This window comes from Sporosarcina sp. Y1009 (genome assembly GCF_057669865.1).
On sequence record NZ_JBYHFO010000010.1, the window covers coordinates 42,788 to 59,819 of the forward strand.

The window sequence follows — 17,032 nt, forward strand, 5'->3', positions numbered from 1 at the left end:
AAATTAGGAGGCAAAAGAATGCAAAGTAAAAGAAAACGGATTTTGACAATGTTGGAAAATGGTACGATTACCACGGACGAAGCGCTTACGCTTTTGGAAAAATTGAACGGTGAACAAACAACCGGGCAAGAAACAACTGAAACAAATGAAGCAACTCAATCTTCTACCGAACCTGCTGAGGAACCTTCGCAAAGTTCTAAACAAGAGAACGAGCAACCCGGTTCATCTGAGAAAAAAGGACAATCAGGACAATCAATGGATGAATTTTTAGAAGATCTCCGTAAAGATTTCACGAATGTTGGAGACCGCTTCATGCACTTTATGCAAACTGCGGTGCAAAAAGTGAAAGAGTTTGATCTGGACTCACCATTTGGTGAATCAGTTCTATTTTCTCATACAATTACAAAGCCGATGGATAAAATTGATGAATTGCTATTTGATATCGATAATGGGAAAATAACGATTCATTTAAGTGACGAAAAAGAAGCGCGTGCAGAATTCTCGGTAAAAGCATTTAACAGTGAGTCTGAAGCGAAAGCTAAGGAAGACTTTCTGGAAAAAGTGTTGGTCGTAACAGATGACAACAAATTAAGAATTTCAAGTAAGATGAAAATGACGAAAGTTAACTTAGAGTTATACCTGCCTCAAAAGACTTATGAAAAACTAGATGTCCGTCTTATGAACGGCTCATTCGAATTAAATGATGCGGAGATTACTAAAGCACATGTGAAAACTGCGAATGGAAAAATCGAGATTTCAGGGTTGAAATACGAGACTGCCGAATTTGAGACTGCGAATGGTGAAGTCAGACTTACTGGTGTAAGTGGTGAGAAACTTTCAGCGGAAACCTTAAACGGTCGTGTATATATTGATGGGGACCTTAAAGAAGTAGAGGCGCAATCGCTCAGTGGACATGTCGTCCTAACGACAACCAATGAGGAAGCCAAAAAAATTGAAGCCAAAACAATGAGTGGTTCAGTTGAAATTTACATTCCTAATAAACCATCACTATCTGGTGAAATTGCATCTAATATGGGTAGATTAGATTTACAACTCAATGATGTAGAACGCACCGCTGAGCAAGATTTACTCTTACAAAGATCTATTCGTTTCAAAAAGGATGTCGAAGGCGATAACGAACCGCTATACATTTTTGGAGAAGCAAAAACAGGTTCAGTACTGGTTTGCTATAACGCAAAATAAGTTAGCGAAAAGAGCAATTCCAAACGATGCAACGCATCAGTTGTGGATTTGCTCTTTTTTGTTTTCAAAAAACAACTTCGCTAGCAGCAACATCCCTTAAAATTATGTTAAAGTATGAATAGGTAGATAAAATGGAAGGTGTGGTCTAGTTGGGATACGTAACTGTTCGTGATGTTCAAGATAAATTAGGATTGGAAATTTGCGCAGGTGCTGAAGGTTTGGAACGCCAAATAGATAAAAGTGATATATCAAGACCAGGGCTTGAAATGGCAGGTTTTTTCAATTTTTATCCCGCTGATCGTGTTCAACTTCTTGGGAAAACAGAATTAGCTTTCTTTGCGAGATTAGAACCTGAAAAACGTGTGGAGCGAATGGGAAAACTTTGTTCATCAGTAACGCCTGCTGTTGTCGTTGCGCATGGGGTGGATGTTCCAGTGGAGTTAATAGATGCAGCAGAGGAAGCTCAAATTCCTGTCTTTAAGACGACCACGCCGACAACTCGCTTTTCTGGCATGCTTACAAACTATCTGGAAGGTCGACTGGCTCCGATGACGACATTGCATGGTGTGCTCGTGGATGTTTACGGGATTGGGGTGCTAATCACCGGAAAAAGTGGTGTTGGTAAAAGTGAAACAGCATTAGAACTCGTGAAACGAGGTCATCGCCTTGTCGCTGATGATCTAGTTGAAATTCGTGAAGTGGCACAAAACGTATTAATTGGAAATTCACCTCCACTAATCGAACATATGCTTGAAATTCGTGGTGTAGGCATTATTGATATTATGAACTTATTTGGCGCAAGTGCTGTCAAAAGTGATAAGAGAATATTGATCGTCATCAGCCTTGAGTTATGGGATCAAGATAAAATGTATGAAAGACTTGGACTGGATGAAGAAAAAATGAAAATCATGAACTCCGAATTAACAAAACTTACTGTTCCAGTACGCCCGGGTCGGAACATATCAGTGATTATTGAAGTTGCCGCAATGGATTATCGTATGAAAAGACTCGGGATTAATGCTGCACAAGACTTTGCAAATAAATTAAGTCATGCGATTAGCCAAAACCCGAGCGAAGACATGGCAGAGGGGGAAGATTGATATATGCTTCACTTACTTGCGATTAATCCAGTTGCCTTTGAAATAGGCTCTTTATCGGTACGGTGGTACGGTATTTTAATTGCGCTCGGAATCGTTTTAGCTTTTATCGTTGTTCAGCGTGAAATGGTGAAAAGGGGAATGCATCCCGACTTTTTGACAGATTTACTTGTTTGGGCAGTCCCGATTGCAATTATTAGTGCTCGTATATACTATGTTATTTTTTCATGGGATTTCTATAAGGACAACCCCGGAAAAATCATTCAAATATGGGAGGGTGGAATCGCCATCCACGGGGCATTGATTGGGGCCTTTATCACCACTTATATATTCACGAAAATGCGCGGAATTTCATTTTGGAAAACCGTTGATATTGCTGCACCTGGCCTTTTAATTGGGCAAATTATTGGTCGATGGGGAAACTTTATGAATCAGGAAGCCTACGGTGAACCTGTTTCAGAACACTTTCTAAATACAACAATTATTCCAGACTGGATTATGGATCAAATGACGATAAATGGTGTGACACATCATCCGACATTTTTATATGAATCCATGTGGAATCTCGTTGGGCTCATTATCTTATTGCTTCTTCGAAGAGTTGCATTACTTCGAGGCGAAATGTTTTTACTTTATTTAACCTGGTATTCTTTTGGCCGTTATTTCATAGAAGGCTTGCGAACTGATAGTTTGATGGGCGGAACATTACGGACCGCACAAGTTGTTTCGGTTTTAACAATTATTATTGCAGTCATATTTTTCGTCTTAAGACGTTATGTTCGGAAAGTAGACGAGAAATATCAAGATAACTAACTGAGTGAGGGATAAACGATTATATGACAAAAAAACTAACGACTTTATTATTTGATTTCGATGGCACATTGCTAGATACAAACGAGTTGATTTTCAAAACTTTTGAGCATGTTCTTGAAAAAAACTATCCTGGGAAATACGACAGGGCCCGAATACTTCCTTTTCTGGGGCCGACTTTACAAGAAACTTTTAATATAGTCGATCCAAAAAATGCAGAGATACTGATAGAAGAATATAGAGAATGGAATTTCACAAATCATGATCGTCTGTCAATCGAGTTTGACGGAGTTTCCCAAACGATGCGGAAATTGAAAAGTGAAGGCTATAAAATGGGGATTGTCTCCACTAAGAGAAACGATATGATTTATAAAGGATTGGAACTTCTAGATGTTGATGGTGTATTTGATGTTGTCATTGGTATGGACGATGTAGAAAATGCGAAGCCTGATCCAGAACCAATCTTGCTAGCGCTGAGTCGTTTGAATGCAGACAGAGACGAAGCGATGATGGTCGGCGATAACTATCACGATATTGTGGGTGGGCAAAATGCGGGGGTACGCACAGCGGCTGTTGCATGGTCCGCGAAGGGTCAAGACTTTCTCCAAAAGTATAATCCGGACTATATGCTTCAACATATTTCTGATTTACTGAAAATTGTTGAAGGAGAAGAAAATTGAGACGGACAGAAAGATATCCAACAAACGGCGATGCCAATTCACTTTGGCATATTTATAAAACTGTCTCTTTTTTCAAAGTGGCCAAGAATTTCATCATCATCCAGGTGGCCAGATATACACCGTTTATCGCCTTCAAAAACGTTTTATATCGTATGTTTTTAAGGATGAAAATTGGTGAAAAAACATCTTTTGCACTGATGGTAATGCCAGATGTGATGTTCCCCGAAAGAATTGAAGTCGGCGACAACTCAATCATTGGATACAATACGACAATTCTTGCACACGAATATTTGATTGATGAATATCGAATTGGTGATGTTATCATTGGGAAAAATGTATTGATTGGTGCAAATTCTACGATTCTTCCAGGTGTTAAAATTGGAGACGGTGCCGTCATATCAGCTGCTACACTTGTGAATCGTGATGTACCGCCTGGCGTCTTTGCGGGTGGTAATCCAGTGAAGATCATTTATACAAAAGAACAGATGGAACAACGTCAAACATCAAAGTATAATGTGTAGAACTTGCGTAGTATGGTATAATAGGGAGAATTAGGAGAAGGGGCGTTTAATACGTTCCTTCTTAAGTGTTTTCGGGGGAATTTGATTGAACAAAAAACAAACGACTGACAATAAAAAAATAATATCATTCATTCCAGATGGTAAGTTTTATTATGAAAAAGCACTTCGGTCTTTAAATAGAGATCGTTTCGACGAAGCGCAAAAATATTTGAAAAGGGCCACTGAACTCAGTCCAGATGATCCAGAAATTCTTATGCAATACGGAGTTCTCGTTATGGAAGAAGGCCGTTTTGATGAGGCGCATGAAATTTTAATGACTGCTTATTCACTGAATCCGGATGAAACTGAGCTTATTTTTTACTTGGCAGAAATCCATGCACATCTTGGGTTGTTGCGAGATGCTAAAATGTATGCGAAAAAATATTTAGCCAAAGACGCATTGGGACCTTTTGGAGATGAATCTAGAGAAATCATTGATTTCGTCGAACAAAAGGAAAAGTATATTGATGAGGAAGAAGAAGTCGACAAAGAAGTCTATTTTCTTCAAGAAAAAGCACGGCGGCTCATGGAGACAGGGGATTTTAAAGAAGCAATAGAATTATTGGAAACAATTATCACAGATTTTCCGGAATTTTGGGCTGCTTATAATAATCTTGCGCTTGCCTACTTTTACGTCGGCAAGACGAAAAAAGCAAATGCGCTACTTCATGATATCTTGAAAAAAAACAAAGGGAATTTGCACGCATTATGTAATTTAGCTGTTTTTTATTATTATGAAAAAAAAGAAGAAGATTTGGATTCTTTGCTTGAATTATTGATGAAAATCAAGCCGTACTTAATTGAACATCGCTATAAGCTGGGGGCAACTTTTGCACTTGTCGGAAAGCATGCCGAGGCATTTAATTTACTCAGAGGCATTCAAAAGAATGGTTTCGAAGGGGATGCTGGTTTCTTTTTCTGGTTGGCACATGCTGCTTATTTTACTGGGCGTGATGAGATTGCCAAGAAAGCTTATGCAAATCTTATTGAGATAGACCCATCCAAAGAAGGCTTTGAACCGTGGAAAGATATTACAGAAGAATTTATACCGAATTCAGTTGAACAGGATCGGAACTTTTTGCTTACTAAAATTCAAAATGAATATAGAAGTGAGCGTATGTTAGGCTTTTATTTACTTGGAAAATCTGCCCATAAACAAGAAATCATCTCCCATCCATCTTATATAATTGTCGATGAACTGAGTGCAATGGAACGACTATTCCTAGCAAGTGGGCTAAATTATGAATTTATGCCTGAAACATCATTCGACCACTCATTTATGCAAGCATTGGAAACAACAGATATATTATATGCAAAGTACCAACCATTGAATCGAGAAGCTACACATCTCTTTCAAATGTGGTTTTCGTTGTGTGAAAGTGCACTTAGTCGATCTTATAAATTTCCCAATCCCAAAGCACTTGCTTCGGCGGCGGATTATATGTTCCAATCCGCACGCTATGAAGGTGTTACAAAAAAAGGCTTGGCTGAAAAATATGGGATATCAACACCGACGTTGACGAAATATGTAAATGACCTCATTGAGTTTTTACCATATTTGAACTAGTGAGCAAGGAAGTTGAAGATGCAGTTGAAATCTTATACTATTTATATGTGGTAACAGTTGTATAGGAGGAATTTAAAATGTCTACTGAAAAAATATATGATGTGATTATTATTGGTGCGGGTCCAGCTGGATTAACTGCAGCAGTTTACACATCACGTGGTAATCTATCGACACTTATGCTCGAAAGAGGAGCACCGGGTGGACAAATGGCGTCAACAGAAGATATTGAAAACTATCCTGGATTTGATCATATACTAGGTCCAGATTTATCTACAAAAATGTTCGATCATGCACGTAAATTTGGTGCGGATTATGCCTATGGTGATGTGACAGATATCGTTGATGGTGAAGAATACAAAACGATTTATGTAGGACAGAAAGAATACAAAGCATTAACCATTATTATTTCTACAGGTGCGGAATACAAAAAAATGGGTATTCCTGGTGAAGAAGAGCTAACTGGACGTGGCGTTAGTTACTGCGCGGTTTGTGATGGTGCGTTCTTCCGTCAAAAAGAAATCATTGTCGTTGGCGGCGGAGACTCTGCAGTTGAAGAGGGTGCGTATCTAACAAGGTTCGCAGACAAAGTAACTGTCATTCACAGACGCGATGAACTTCGGGCTCAGAAGATTTTACAAGACCGCGCATTTGCCAATGAAAAAATGGAGTTTATCTGGAATACAACGTTGAAAGAAGTAAATGAAGAAGATGGAAAAATCGGTTCAGTTACATTACTTTCAACTATAGATGGCTCTGAAAAAGAATTTGAAACAGACGGCATGTTCGTTTACATCGGTATGGATCCGCTAACAGCTCCTTTTGAAAAATTAGGGATTCTTGATGAAAATGGATACGTTGAAACGAATGAGATTATGGAAACAAAAATTCCAGGAATTTACGCGGCTGGAGATGTTCGTGAAAAACTTTTACGCCAAATTGTAACAGCAACTGGTGATGGAAGTGTTGCTGCACAAGCTGCACAACAATATATCGAACAACTAAAAGATAAAAAAAGTGCAAACGTGTAATCGAATTAACAAATTCTTAATGTTACTGTAACAGTACTGAAACATCAAAAGGGTACACTAATAGTGTAATATCAATTGACCCCCCTTTTGATATATATATAAGTATGTTGGTTGCCTATCGGTTTTCCGGTAGGTGACTTTTTTTGTGTCGAAAATATGATCATTTAACGATGAAGCTTAGCTTTTGTAATAAATATGCATTTCTAATGCAGTTTCCATGCTCATAGATGTATAATAGGTATAACCGTATATGTAGAGTGGGGATGTAATGATGCAAAGAATTGCTAATTTATTGGTTGTAAAAGACAATCATGTATTATTATTAAAAAAGCCACGGCGTGGATGGTATGTGGCACCAGGTGGAAAAATGGATTCCGGTGAATCAGTTTATGAAGCCGCTGTGAGAGAATTTACTGAGGAAACAGGAACAACCCCAATAGCCACTCATTTAAAAGGCATCTATACGATGATGATTCAAGATGAAGTTACTGAAACGATTATGGATGAGTGGATGCTATATACATTTGTGGCGCATGATTTAGATGGTACCCCGTTTGAAACCACAGCAGAAGGGGAACTCGGTTGGTATCCCATTGAAAGCTTACACACGCTTCCTATGGCTGAAGGAGATCGAACGAATTTATTGTTTGCAGTTTCCGAAAAAGGAATGCAATACGGAACGTTCTACTATACAGAACAATTCAAGCTGTTAAACGAAGAGATTCAAAAGTCTTTGGAGGGGTGATGTTAGAATGATGGAAAGTGAAAATACGAAACATAAACATAATAATGACGTGGAACTTGTAATTATCACGGGAATGTCTGGTGCAGGGAAAACGGTTGCGATGCAAAGTTTTGAAGATCTTGGGTTTTATTGTATTGATAATTTACCACCTGAATTGCTTGTAACTTTTCTAGATTTAATGATGAAATCAGACAAGCCAATGAGGCGAATAGCAGCTGTTATGGATACGCGCGGCGGAGACCTCTTCGATTCTTTAATTGGTGCGCTTGATGAACTGTTGAAAACAGAAGGCGTGTCTTCTAGAATATTGTTTTTAGATGCGAATGATGAATCGCTAGTTAAGCGATATAAAGAAAGTAGACGTTCACATCCGCTTTCAGAGGGCGGTTTATTGCTGGAAGGTATTCGGAAAGAAAGACTTTTACTTTCTGAACTTAGAGGGCGCGCGCGTTCAATTTATAATACCTCGAACTTGAAGCCGCGTGAGTTGAGAGAGAAAATTATTGCTGAATTTTCTTCTAGAAACGACTCCGTATTCACCTTGAACTTTATCTCATTTGGATTTAAGCACGGAATGCCGATCGACGCTGATGTTGTTTTCGATATTCGTTTTCTGCCAAATCCATTTTATATTAAGGAATTAAAACCCAAAACAGGACTTGATCGCGAAGTGTCGGAATATGTGCTGAAATGGGGAGAAACTCAGATCCTCCTCGAAAAGCTGTCAGACTTGTTTAAATTTCTTATTCCCCAATATAAAAATGAAGGAAAGTCCCAAGTCATAATCGCTTTTGGTTGCACAGGCGGACAACACCGGTCTGTGACACTTGCTGAGTATTTCGGTAAACAATTCGATGAAGAATATAAGACATTCATCACACATCGGGATATTGAAAAGAGAAAGGGCTGACAGTATGCCTGACACGGTGGAGCGCAAAAAAGTTGTTATATTCGGGGGCGGAACTGGTCTTGCGACACTTGTTCGCGGATTGAAGAAGTACCCTGTTGATATAACAGCGGTTGTAACAGTTGCAGACGATGGCGGCAGTTCTGGTAGATTGCTTGATGAATATGATATCCCGCCACCAGGGGACGTACGAAATGTCATGGCCGCATTATCAGATGTCGAGCCACTTATCGAAAAAATGTTCCAATACCGATTTGCTAGTACAGAAGATCTAAAAGGGCATTCGTTAGGGAACTTAATGATCGCAGCAATGACGAATATTACTGGAGATTTTGCACGTGCCGTTGAACAGATGAGTAATATTTTGAACATACAGGGAAGAGTACTACCGGCTGCTAATCAGCGAATTACGCTTCATGCGGAACTCGAAGACGGTACAATTGTCACAGGCGAATCTAGAATTCCAGTATATGGACGTCGTATTCGCAAAGTCTATTTGTCCCCACAAGAAGTAAAACCTTTGCCTGAAACCATTCAAGCAATTATGGATGCCGATTTGGTCGTCTTTGGGCCTGGAAGTTTATACACAAGTATATTACCAACAATACTTGTTCAGGCAATTCGCGACGCTGTAATGGTATGTTCCGCTAAAAAAGTGTATATTTGCAACCTAACCACACAAGCTGGTGAAACGTTAGAGTACTCGGCATCAGAACATGTGAAAGCACTCTATGACCATGCCGGCGCCGAATTCATAGATACGGTATTATTAAACACGGCAGATTTCACTACGCTCTTCGCTGAGGGTGAATACAAAGGTCCGCCATGGCCCGTTGAGCATGATATAGAAGCATTGAAAGAACTGGTTCCAAATGTCGTGAAAAGAGAAATTGCGACGTTAATTGACGGTCAAATTCGCCACGAATCAAAAGCAGTTGCTTCATGGCTTATTCAATATATGGAGAGTACGACCAGCAACAATTGAGATATGATTAACTTGAGAAAGGAAGGGTGTCATGTCTTTCGCATCGAGAATGAAAAAAGAACTAACGCAAATTGAAGGAGACGACTGTTGTACGCGTGCTGAGATTGCAGCATTTATCCGCATGAACGGTGCAGTATCCTTTTCAAGCAAGTCTGTCAGCTTAGATGTTCAAACTGAAAATGCTGCAATTGCAAGACGCTTATATTCTAATTTAAGAAGTCTTTACCCCTATAAAATTGAATTGCTTGTTCGGAAAAAAATGCGGTTAAAGAAAAATAATGTGTACATTTGTCGAATCCGAGAAGGTGCAAAGCCACTCCTCAAAGATTTGCTGATTTTGAAGGGGACATTTGAATTCAAAAATGAAATATCCCAAGAATTAGTGGAGAAAAAATGCTGTAAACGCGCATATCTTCGTGGTGCATTTTTAGCAGGTGGCTCGGTAAATAATCCGAAAACGTCTTCGTACCATTTAGAGATATTTTCGATTTATAAAGAACATAGTGAAGCACTTGTTGACTTAATGAATGAATTTCACTTGAATGCAAAATCAATCGAACGTAAAAATGGCTATATTGCTTACTTAAAAGAAGCTGAAAAAATATCGGATTATCTTCGGATAGTGGGTGCTCACTCTGCGCTGATGGCATTTGAAGATATACGGATTCTGCGGGATATGCGTAATAGCGTCAATCGACTTGTTAATTGTGAAACGGCTAATATGAATAAAACAATTAGCGCAGCACAGCGACAGGTTGGAAATATCGAGTATATTCAAAAGACAATTGGTTTAAATCAACTCCCAGACAGGCTTCAAGAAATTGCACACCTTAGAGTTGAAAATCAAGATATCACTTTAAAAGAGCTTGGCGAACTCGTTACTGGTGCTACTGTAAGTAAATCTGGTGTTAATCACCGGTTAAGAAAAATAGAGGAAATCGCGGACAAACTTCGTAATGGAGAAATCGGCATTACGTAAAGTCACGTTATTAAAGGAGCAGACTAAGATGATGGAAAAAGTAGTAGTAGTAAAAATTAAGCCTGGTCTTCAAGCAAGACAAGCGGCATTATTTGTACAAGAAGCAAACCGTTATACTTCGGATATCTTTTTGAAAAAAGAAGATCGTCAAGTGAATGCGAAAAGCATTATGGGCATCATGAGTTTAGCGATTGCAAGAGGAACAAAAATTACCCTTATGGCAAAGGGTAGTGATGAAGAGAAAGCGCTTACGTCTCTTGCTGAACTTGTAGAAAATGAATAATGAAACGAAAACAACCGTCCATCGTGAATCACGAGAAACGGTTTTTGTTTTGGGGATTTGTGATTTCCTTTAGATGGATAACTTCTTGTGCGAGGCGTAATCATAGGAGAGGTCTTTATTTACTGAATTAAATAGCTAAAGCGTCACTTCGGTATAGGGGAAAGATCCCGACTTGCAAGCAAACTCATTTAAGTGCAAGCAAATTAATACGCCACAATATGTGTTCGAAAATCGTGCAATAAAAAAACTAGAGCATAAGAAATGCTCTAGTTATTTTTAGCTTGCTTAAATCTTATTTTGTTTTCTTCATATCGCTACGTGTAATAATATGATCAATTAGACCGTATTCTTTTGCACGTTCAGCTGTCATGAAGTTATCGCGTTCTGTGTCAGCACCAATTACTTCGATTGGCTGTCCTGTACGTTCAGCAAGGATTGTATTGAGTTTTTCACGAAGGAATAGAATCCGTTTCGCAGCAATCTCAATCTCAGTTGCTTGCCCTTGTGCACCACCCAGTGGTTGGTGAATCATAACTTCAGCATTTGGCAACGCATATCTTTTTCCTTTTGTACCTGCGGCAAGAAGGAATGCACCCATAGATGCGGACATACCAATACAAATTGTTTGGATATCCGGTTTTATGAACTGCATTGTATCGAAAATGGCCATACCTGCTGTAATGCTTCCGCCTGGACTATTAATGTAGATTGAAATGTCTTTATCAGGATCTTCTGCCTCAAGGAATAAAAGCTGAGCAACAAGCGAGTTGGCAACGTTATCGTCAATTGCACTTCCTAGCATGATAATGCGGTCTTTCAACAAACGGGAGTAGATATCATAAGCACGTTCCCCGCGGCTCGTTTGTTCAATAACTGTAGGTATTAACATAATAATTCCTCCTTAAATTCAACTGTACTTGTATCATAACATAGTATGGTCAATGAAGGTCAAATTTAACGCTCTACAAAAAGGTCTTGCTTTTCCATCTAATTACTAGTACAATTTATAATGTTGCAGTGAAATGCAGCAATGCTTGTTTTGTCCTCGTGGTGCAATGGATAGCACGTAAGCCTCCGAAGCTTAAAATGTGGGTTCGACTCCCGCCGAGGGCATAATATAATCATTCAAAGTACGCGTAAACGTTACCCTTTAACGTTTACGCGTACTTTTTTTACATTTATTTAATAGAATATTCAAAGTATACCACGCCTTTAGTTTCATTAGCCAATCTACGATCTCTCGAAATTGGTCATTCTCCTTTAAAAGCTGTACCACTCCCGTTTTTGCCATTTATCATCCACTAAAAATCTTATTATTTTAAAAAATGAATTGTGCAATTCAAATAAGTTTGATAGTCTTGTATAAACTACCAAAATGAGTTTATTTAATTTATTCTGAAACAAAAGAATATCAAAGTGTATATAGGAATGGAGTGTTTTTAATATCAGAAGTGTTCGGGTAGTTTGGTAAGGGGGAATGGTACATGGGGAAGTACATAGTTAAGCGGTTCCTTATGATGATTGCTACAATATTCATCATTTCAACATTAACATTTTTTTTAATGCATTCACTACCGGGCTCGCCGTTTGATGAAGAACGAACGTCAAATCCAACAATTCAAGCAAATCTTGAAAGTTTTTATAAGCTTGATCAACCGATTGGTGTGCAATACGTTCACTATTTAAAATCAATTGTTACATTCGATTTTGGACCATCGATTAAAAAACCGAATGAGACGGTGAACAGCCTTCTGGCCAGGGGTTTTCCCATTTCATTTGAACTCGGAATGATCACAATCCTAGTGGCTGTTATATCAGGAATTATATTAGGGACCTTGGCAGCACTCAAGCACAATGGACTTATTGATTATTTTGCGATGGCTTTCGCCGTTGTCGGGATATCTGTTCCGAACTTTGTACTTGCAACCTTACTTATTCAACAAGTGGCCGTAAACTGGGAACTGTTGCCGACAGCAACCTGGAGCAGTCCACTTCATATGATTTTACCAACATTAGCACTCGCAACTGGGCCGACTGCTATCATTGCAAGACTGACTCGAGCTAGCATGCTAGAGGTCCTTACACAAGATTATATTAAGATGGCCCGGGCAAAAGGCTTGTCGCCATTTCGAATTGTTGTACGACATGCGCTGAGAAATGCGCTTATGCCAGTAGTCACCATCATGGGGACGATGCTGGCGGGTATTTTAACTGGTACGTTTGTTATTGAACAAATTTTTGCGATACCGGGCATGGGAAAATATTTCGTCGAAAGTATAAATAACCGAGATTATCCAGTCATTATGGGATCGACAGTCTTTTATAGTGCGTTTCTTGTCTTCATGTTATTTCTTGTCGACATCGTCTACGGCTTCCTAGATCCACGCATTAAATTGCACAAAAAGGAAGGTGAAGTGTGATGGTAAGCAAAGATCAACGAGTAACTATTCCAGATGAATGGTTTAGACCAAAAAATAAAGATACAGATAAATCAGAAGAAGTTGTGAGACCATCCCTTTCCTATTGGAAAGATGCTTGGAGACGAATCCGGAAAAACAAATTGGCGATGGGTGGGTTAGTTTTTCTTGTCTTACTTACACTTTGTGCCATTTTCGGTCCAATATTTTCGCCACATTCCGTGACTCAGCTCGATTTACCGAACCAAAACCAAGCACCTTCAAGCACGCATTGGTTTGGAACGGATGAGATGGGAAGAGATGTATTTACCCGTACATGGTATGGGGCAAGAATTTCTCTATTTGTAGGTGTTATGGCTGCATTAATTGATTTTTTCATCGGCATTATTTATGGGGGTATAAGTGGCTATAAAGGCGGCAGGACAGATACGCTAATGATGCGTGTTATTGAAGTATTGTACGGCTTGCCTCATTTACTTGTTGTTATTCTTCTTATGGTTGTAATGGGTCCGAGTTTAACGACAATTATTATTGCACTAACGATTACAGGTTGGGTCGGGATGGCACGTATTGTAAGAGGACAAGTCCTACAAATTAAAAACTATGAATTTGTTACTGCATCAAAATCATTCGGTGCTAAGACGTCTCGCATTATTCGAAAGAATTTACTGCCGAATACTATGGGTCCGATTATTGTACAAATGACATTAACTGTTCCGAGTGCGATATTTGCTGAAGCTTTTCTAAGCTTTCTAGGTCTCGGGATTCAAGCACCTTTCGCAAGTTGGGGTGTCATGGCGAATGATGCACTGCCGGTCATAACGTCTGGTTATTGGTGGCGACTATTCTTCCCGGCGTTTTTCATTTCAATGACGATGTTTGCATTTAATGTGTTAGGTGACGGAATGCAAGACGCGCTGGATCCGAAATTAAGGGGGTGAATGATTTTGACAAAACAACAAGTACTACGTAAACAGAAAGCGGTTTCAACTGAGAAAGTGCTGAGTGTTGAAGATCTGCATGTATCATTCACAACATTCGGGGGGGAAGTGCAAGCGCTACGAGGTGTCTCTTTCGATTTGTATAAAGGGGAAACCCTAGCGATTGTAGGCGAATCGGGTTGTGGTAAAAGTGTAACTGCGAATACAATCATGGGGCTGATTCCCCAACCACCTGGGAAAATTAAAAATGGGAAAGTACTGTTTAAAGGAAAAAATTTAACGAAAATGAGCAAATCGCGACTAAGAAAAGTGCAAGGCGTCGATATTTCAATGATTTTCCAAGATCCGATGACGGCGCTGAATCCTACCTTACAAATAGGCGAGCAATTGACAGAGGGTCTTCGGACGCATCAAAAGGTCAGTAAAAAAGAAGCCTATACGAAAGCAATTGAAATGTTGGATCTTGTTGGCATCCCGAATCCAACTGAACGGATGAAACAGTATCCGCATCAATTTTCTGGTGGGATGCGTCAACGAATTGTGATCGCGATTGCCTTGATTTGCGAACCTGAGTTGCTAATTGCAGATGAGCCGACGACGGCACTTGATGTCACGATTCAAGCGCAAATCCTTGATTTGTTCGAGGAAGTGCAAAAAAAGATGGGCGTATCTATTATTCTCATTACCCATGATCTTGGTGTTGTAGCGAAAATTGCGGATCGTATCGCTGTCATGTATGCTGGCAAAATTATTGAGACTGGTGATAAACGCGAAATATTTTACACACCAGAACATCCTTATACGCAAGGCTTACTCAATTCAGTGCCTAGGCTTGATTTGTTAGAAGAAGAGCTTCAACCAATTGAAGGAACACCACCCGACTTGTTCTCTCCACCAAAAGGTTGCCCATTTACTGCGAGATGTCCTTTCGCAATGGAAGTTTGTGGTGAGATTTATCCGGAAACAACAGAACTTTCACAAACGCATGTGGTGGATTGTTGGTTACAGGATGAAAGAGCGAAATTAGCTTTTTCTTAAGCAGGTATTTCGCACGAAAGTGCTTAAATAGTTTCACGACAAATAAAAGGGGGATTTATGCATGAAGAAGATCTGGACGTTTTTACTCGTTGCAATGTTGGCGTTGGTGTTAGCGGCATGTACAACAACGAAGGATGATGGAACAGAAAAAGATAAGGGGACTAATGACGACAAGGATGATGGGGTTTCTGAAGAGGTAGAGGGGGATGATGAAGAAGCCGGCGAAAAAATCCTTTACATGAATAACGGTGAAGAGCCGACCTCTTTTGATCCATCAGTTGGATTCAACGCAGTTTCATGGAGTTCACTGAATAACTTAATGGAAGGCTTAACGCGTCTATCCGAGGAACATATAGCGGTTGAGGCGACAGCAGAAAAAATCGACATTTCAGATGACGGCTTAACGTATACATTCACAATTCGTGATGGTGCGGAGTGGTCGAATGGTGATCCAGTTGTAGCGGGAGATTTCGTTTTTGCATGGCGTCATATGTTGAATCCTGAAACAGCTTCCCCGGCAGCGTTTCTGGCCTATTTCATCGAGGGAGCAGAAGCCTATAACAACGGCGAGGGTGAAGCAGAAGATGTAGCAGTCGAAGCGGAAGACGAGAAAACATTTGTTGTCACGTTAACTTCACCAAATGAAGCGTTTTTGAATATTATTACAAACCCAAGCTTCTTCCCAATCAATGAAAAAGTAGCGACTGCGGATCCAAAATGGTTTACAGAAGCTGCGACATTTGTAGGGAATGGTCCATTTAAACTAGCTTCATGGGATCATGATGTGAACTTTATATTCGAAAAGAATGAAAATTATTGGGATGCGGATCAAGTTAAACTTGATAAGGTCCATTGGGCAATGGTCAATGATACAACGACCTCTTATCAAATGTATCAAGCAAATGAGTTAGATGTTTCTGCTATTCCACCTGAGCTTGCAGAACAGCTGAAAGACGATGATGAAGCTCGATTTGATGACCAAGCTGGGCTATATTTTTATCGTTTTAACACATCAATGGAACCTTTTACAAACGCTAAAATCCGTCGAGCATTTGGAATGGCTGTCAATCAAGAGGAAATTGTAGAATTTGTAACGAAAAATGGTGAGAAACCTGCTCATGGATTTGTAACTTATGGGTTCATTGGACCCGATGGTAAAGAATTCCGTGATTCTGTCGGTAAACTAGTTGAGTTCAATCCAGATGAAGCAAAAGCGCTTCTTGAAGAAGGTATGAAAGAAGAAGGATATACGGAATTACCGAAAATCACACTGACGTATTCAACAAGTGAATCACATCAAAATATTGCTGTAACACTTCAAGGAAGTTTTAAAGATGTGCTTGATGTTGATGTAGAATTGCAAAACGTAGAAGGCGGCGTGTTCTTGTCAGAGCAGAAAGAGTTTAAATACCAAATGTCTCGTTCGTCTTTCTTGCATGACTATGCGGATCCTGTAAACGCGCTTGAGAGTTTCATCACAGATTCACCAATGAACCGTACGACTTGGTCGAATGCTGATTACGATAAACTCATTACAGACATTAAAAACGAAACAGACGAAGAAAAACGTTGGGAATTACTCAAACAAGCGGATGAGATGTTGATGACAGAAATGCCTGTTTTCCCAATCTATTATTACAACCAATCAACACTTGAAAAACCTGGTGTAACAGGAATCTTACGTCACCCAGTTGGCTACATCGATTTGAAATATGCAGATAAGAATTAAAGAAAAGTCGCGGCGTCCTTTCCGGGGCGCTGCTTTTCTGTTTAATACTGCTAGAACGTTTTG

17 protein-coding genes and 1 tRNA gene are annotated in these 17,032 nt (G+C 39.5%); 17 read left to right on the plus strand and 1 reads right to left on the minus strand.

What is annotated here, in order from left to right:
* Window positions 1-18: 18 nt before the first annotated feature.
* From AC25Y1_RS12960 to AC25Y1_RS13015, 12 genes are all read left to right on the plus strand, one after another.
* Complete coding sequence (locus AC25Y1_RS12960; protein ID WP_488148415.1) at window positions 19-1,203, plus strand: DUF4097 family beta strand repeat-containing protein; 1,185 nt, start codon at window positions 19-21, stop codon at window positions 1,201-1,203.
* A 149-nt stretch (window positions 1,204-1,352) separates the two neighbouring features.
* A complete protein-coding gene (gene hprK / locus AC25Y1_RS12965; RefSeq protein WP_488148416.1) occupies window positions 1,353-2,303 on the plus strand; it encodes an HPr(Ser) kinase/phosphatase in 951 nt (316 codons plus the stop codon).
* A 3-nt stretch (window positions 2,304-2,306) separates the two neighbouring features.
* Window positions 2,307-3,113 (plus strand): prolipoprotein diacylglyceryl transferase, encoded by an 807-nt coding sequence (lgt, locus tag AC25Y1_RS12970; RefSeq protein WP_488148417.1) that lies wholly within the window; start codon window positions 2,307-2,309, stop codon window positions 3,111-3,113.
* Window positions 3,114-3,136: 23 nt separating this feature from the next.
* Complete coding sequence (gene ppaX / locus AC25Y1_RS12975; RefSeq protein WP_488148418.1) at window positions 3,137-3,790, plus strand: pyrophosphatase PpaX; 654 nt, start codon at window positions 3,137-3,139, stop codon at window positions 3,788-3,790.
* Window positions 3,787-4,311 (plus strand): acyltransferase, encoded by a 525-nt coding sequence (locus AC25Y1_RS12980; RefSeq protein WP_488148419.1) that lies wholly within the window; start codon window positions 3,787-3,789, stop codon window positions 4,309-4,311. Before ppaX ends, AC25Y1_RS12980 begins: the two co-directional genes overlap by 4 nt.
* Window positions 4,312-4,396: 85 nt before the next feature.
* Window positions 4,397-5,917, plus strand: a complete 1,521-nt coding sequence (locus AC25Y1_RS12985; RefSeq protein ID WP_488148420.1) for a tetratricopeptide repeat protein — start codon at window positions 4,397-4,399, stop codon at window positions 5,915-5,917.
* A gap of 77 nt (window positions 5,918-5,994) precedes the next feature.
* Entirely contained in the window at window positions 5,995-6,945 is a 951-nt protein-coding gene (trxB, locus tag AC25Y1_RS12990) for a thioredoxin-disulfide reductase (protein WP_488148421.1), read from the plus strand.
* 271 nt (window positions 6,946-7,216) lie between these two features.
* The gene (locus AC25Y1_RS12995; protein WP_488148422.1) at window positions 7,217-7,690 is read left to right on the plus strand and encodes an NUDIX hydrolase; all 474 of its coding nucleotides are present in this window, start codon (window positions 7,217-7,219) and stop codon (window positions 7,688-7,690) included.
* 7 nt (window positions 7,691-7,697) lie between these two features.
* Window positions 7,698-8,600, plus strand: a complete 903-nt coding sequence (gene rapZ, locus AC25Y1_RS13000) for an RNase adapter RapZ (RefSeq protein ID WP_488148423.1) — start codon at window positions 7,698-7,700, stop codon at window positions 8,598-8,600.
* 4 nt (window positions 8,601-8,604) lie between these two features.
* Window positions 8,605-9,582 carry a gluconeogenesis factor YvcK family protein gene (locus AC25Y1_RS13005; RefSeq protein ID WP_488148424.1) on the plus strand — a complete coding sequence of 326 codons (978 nt, stop codon included), beginning with the start codon at window positions 8,605-8,607 and terminating at the stop codon, window positions 9,580-9,582.
* A 31-nt stretch (window positions 9,583-9,613) separates the two neighbouring features.
* Window positions 9,614-10,561, plus strand: coding sequence for a DNA-binding protein WhiA (gene whiA, locus AC25Y1_RS13010; RefSeq protein WP_488148425.1), 948 nt, complete (start codon window positions 9,614-9,616; stop codon window positions 10,559-10,561).
* Window positions 10,562-10,589: 28 nt separating this feature from the next.
* Complete coding sequence (locus tag AC25Y1_RS13015; RefSeq protein ID WP_488148426.1) at window positions 10,590-10,844, plus strand: HPr family phosphocarrier protein; 255 nt, start codon at window positions 10,590-10,592, stop codon at window positions 10,842-10,844.
* Between the two features lie 292 nt (window positions 10,845-11,136).
* Here AC25Y1_RS13015 and clpP read toward each other — a convergent pair whose 3' ends face one another.
* Window positions 11,137-11,736: an ATP-dependent Clp endopeptidase proteolytic subunit ClpP gene (gene clpP / locus AC25Y1_RS13020; protein ID WP_488148482.1), complete on the minus strand. Its 600-nt coding sequence runs from the start codon at window positions 11,734-11,736 to the stop codon at window positions 11,137-11,139.
* 149 nt (window positions 11,737-11,885) lie between these two features.
* Between clpP and AC25Y1_RS13025 the strand changes: the two genes are divergently transcribed.
* The 5 genes from AC25Y1_RS13025 to AC25Y1_RS13045 all read left to right on the plus strand — a co-directional run bounded on the left by AC25Y1_RS13025 (window position 11,886) and on the right by AC25Y1_RS13045 (window position 16,969).
* A tRNA-Arg gene (locus AC25Y1_RS13025) sits at window positions 11,886-11,957 on the plus strand.
* Window positions 11,958-12,328: 371 nt separating this feature from the next.
* Window positions 12,329-13,264 (plus strand): ABC transporter permease, encoded by a 936-nt coding sequence (locus AC25Y1_RS13030; RefSeq protein ID WP_488148427.1) that lies wholly within the window; start codon window positions 12,329-12,331, stop codon window positions 13,262-13,264.
* A complete protein-coding gene (locus tag AC25Y1_RS13035) occupies window positions 13,264-14,202 on the plus strand; it encodes an ABC transporter permease (protein WP_488148483.1) in 939 nt (312 codons plus the stop codon). Before AC25Y1_RS13030 ends, AC25Y1_RS13035 begins: the two co-directional genes overlap by 1 nt.
* Window positions 14,203-15,240, plus strand: a complete 1,038-nt coding sequence (locus AC25Y1_RS13040) for an ABC transporter ATP-binding protein (protein WP_488148428.1) — start codon at window positions 14,203-14,205, stop codon at window positions 15,238-15,240.
* A gap of 61 nt (window positions 15,241-15,301) precedes the next feature.
* Window positions 15,302-16,969 carry a peptide ABC transporter substrate-binding protein gene (locus tag AC25Y1_RS13045; RefSeq protein WP_488148429.1) on the plus strand — a complete coding sequence of 556 codons (1,668 nt, stop codon included), beginning with the start codon at window positions 15,302-15,304 and terminating at the stop codon, window positions 16,967-16,969.
* Window positions 16,970-17,032 lie beyond the last annotated feature (63 nt).